The organism is Xanthomonas sp. SHU 199, from assembly GCF_000364665.1.
Taxonomy (GTDB): Bacteria; Pseudomonadota; Gammaproteobacteria; order Xanthomonadales; family Xanthomonadaceae; genus Xanthomonas_A; species Xanthomonas_A sontii.
The window spans coordinates 1-1,103 of the sequence record NZ_AQOI01000560.1; the positions used below are offsets into that span (position 1 = coordinate 1).

Annotated in this window: 1 protein-coding gene; it reads right to left on the reverse strand. The window is 75.2% G+C overall.

The features are described from left to right. On the reverse strand, positions 1-1,038 hold a 1,038-nt coding region (locus D183_RS0116660; protein WP_039728211.1), incomplete at its 3' end, for a DUF3488 domain-containing protein. Positions 1,039-1,103: the final 65 nt, after the last annotated feature.

A 1,103-nucleotide genomic window follows, 5' to 3' on the forward strand; every position in this document is an offset into this window, starting at 1 on the left:
CAACGCCAGCGCGCGCTGCCGTTGCGCCGGCGCGAGATCGGCCTCCACCCGTTGCGGCAGCGCCGACCGCAGCCGCCAGCGGGTCAGCGCGCTGAGCGGGCGCTCGGTCTGCAGCACGGCGTCGGCCGTCAGCCGGGTGCCGGCCGGTGCCTGCCGCGGCAGGTCCAGGGCGACCAGTTGCCGGCGGTCGGTCGGTTCCACCTCGAGCTGGTAGTCCCAGCCGCCGGGTGCGAGCTGGATCGGCGGTGCCGGCGCGAAAGCGTTGTCGCGCTGCGCACGCCAGGTGCGGCCGTCGAAATCCCACAGCACCGGGCCGCGCCAGTAACGCTGCGCCGGCGCCGGCACCGGGCCGAAGAACTGCACACGCAATGCGGGGGTGTCGTCGGCCAGCAGGTCCAGCCACTGCCCCGGACTCATCGTGTCCGACAGGCCGGGACGGCCCAGCGCACGTTCCGGCACGCCCCACAACGGCGAGCCCAGGCGCGGGAATAGCCAGAACGCGGCCAGCGCCAGCGGCAGGCCCAACGCCAGCAGACGGCCGACGCCGCGCAGTTGCCCGCGCAGCGGCCGCCGCGCGCTGTGGCCTTCCTGGTCGGCCAGGCGCTGCATGCACAGCAGGGCTGCGATCACCGCGGCCAGCCCCAGCGCCATCGTCACCGGCCCCTGGTCGAGCAGGAAGGCGGCGAACGGCGCGAACAGGGCGAAGCCGAGCAGGCTGCGCGCATCGCGCAGGCTCTTCAGTTCCGAGGGCTTGATCGCCAGCATCGCCGCCAGCAGTGCGCAGCCGGTGTCGCGGCCGAAGCGCAGGCCGACCTGCCAGTACAGCGCCGCGAGCATGACTGCGACCAGGGCCAGGCGCAGCAGCGCCGGCAGCGGCCGCCACGCCGAACTGGCGCCGATCAGCAGCGCGGACAGCGCGATCAGCCAGGCCAGTGTCGCGGGCAACTGCAGCAGCAGCGGCAGCAAGGCCAGCAGCGCCGCGCCCAGCGCCCAGGCGCGGCTGGCGGCGTGCAGTGCGGGCGAGTGTGGCTCAGTCATGCGGCAGCAGCGCCAGCGCGCGCAGGCACAGATGCCGGTGCTGCGGGCCGCGGCCCGGCCCCAGC